This window comes from Kitasatospora sp. NPDC001225, from assembly GCF_053597855.1.
In genome coordinates this window covers 1-1,286 of sequence record NZ_JBSFJC010000465.1, presented here as the reverse complement: position 1 = coordinate 1,286, position 1,286 = coordinate 1, and the positions used below count along the sequence as shown (strand labels likewise).

Below are 1,286 nucleotides of genomic sequence, written 5' to 3'. Positions count from 1 at the left end.
CCTCGACCGCCACCGGCGCGGCCGAGTTGTCCGCCGGAGTGCCGTCGGCGGAGGCCAGTGCGGTGGCGCCGAGCGTGGCGGCCACGGCGACCGCACCGCCAACGAGCAAGCGGGACATGCGCTTTGCCATGACTATTCCTCTTCGTTCATCTGGTGTTGCCCTGACGGGCAGATCCACGGATTGGTGCGAACCACCCTTGATAGCGGGCGAACCAACATGTCGTGATGGCGCGTCATGGGTGATGGGGATGCACGGAATCAACCACCCGGCGCCTTCGTGATCAAGGACGGAATGCGGCCCCATCGAACCAGATGAAACTGACGACACGCCAGGTCTTTCTTCCGGAGACCCATCCCGAGCAGGCGCTCTGTCACAGTTTCGAATAGCTTGGGCACTTCCTGGCGATGCGCTCGCTTTGCCGAAATATGGGCCCACTGAGAGGGTTTATTGCACGTGTCTCAACTCTCAACTTCTTGACTTCGTAAGCGTTCTGTCGTGACATCATTTGACGTAGGCTCCGCTGCGGCCTGGATTCGGCCGATGTCGACAGTGGAGGTTTTCCGGTGCGCCAATCGATATCCCGCTCGCGACGGCAAGGGAGGGGAAGGCCGCCGCTACTGGGCAGGCTCTCCCTGAGCCTGCTGCCGCTCGCCCTGACGGCCGGTCTGGTGGGATCCGGCATCCAGAGCGCCGTCGCTGCCGAGCCGACCGGCGGGCCGGTCCAACCGACCCCCCGTGAGCGCGCGTTGACCGCGTGGCTCAACGGCGGCCCTCGCGTCCACGAGCTCGCCGAGGCCGCGCTCGCGGGCTCCGACCAGGACGTGAAGCAGTTCGTCGACAACGACCTCGCCGGCACCCAGCGCCTGGACGACCTGCTCGCCGCCACACAGATCTCCAGTGTGGGTGGGCCGAAGGTCCGCGAGGCCGCGGACAAGGCGATCGATGGAACTCCCGACGAGTTGCGCGCCTTCCTGCAGGGCGGTTGGCAGGCGGCTCTCGACGCCGACCGGCGGCTGATGATCACCCGGCTCACCGACCCCGCGATGGGCGCGGGCAGCAACCTGCAGGCCGCCGGTGACGCGGCGCTGCGCAGCAACAACAGCGAGGACCTGCAGCGGTTCCTGACCGAGGGACAGTTCCCGGCGAAGGATTCCGACGACCGGCTCAAGCTGGTGCAGATCCTCAGCAACGGCGGCACGAACACCCAGGCGGCGGCGCGTGCGGCGCTGAACGGGTCGATCGAGGACGTGCGCGACTTCCTGGCGGTCGGCCAGTACATCGCGCA

Annotated in this window: 1 protein-coding gene; it reads left to right on the top strand. The window is 66.8% G+C overall.

Annotated elements, in window-relative coordinates; translation table 11 throughout:
• Positions 1-747: 747 nt before the first annotated feature.
• A partial coding sequence (locus ACWDCZ_RS41490) for an ALF repeat-containing protein (protein ID WP_449818746.1) occupies positions 748-1,286 on the top strand: 539 nt, incomplete at its 3' end.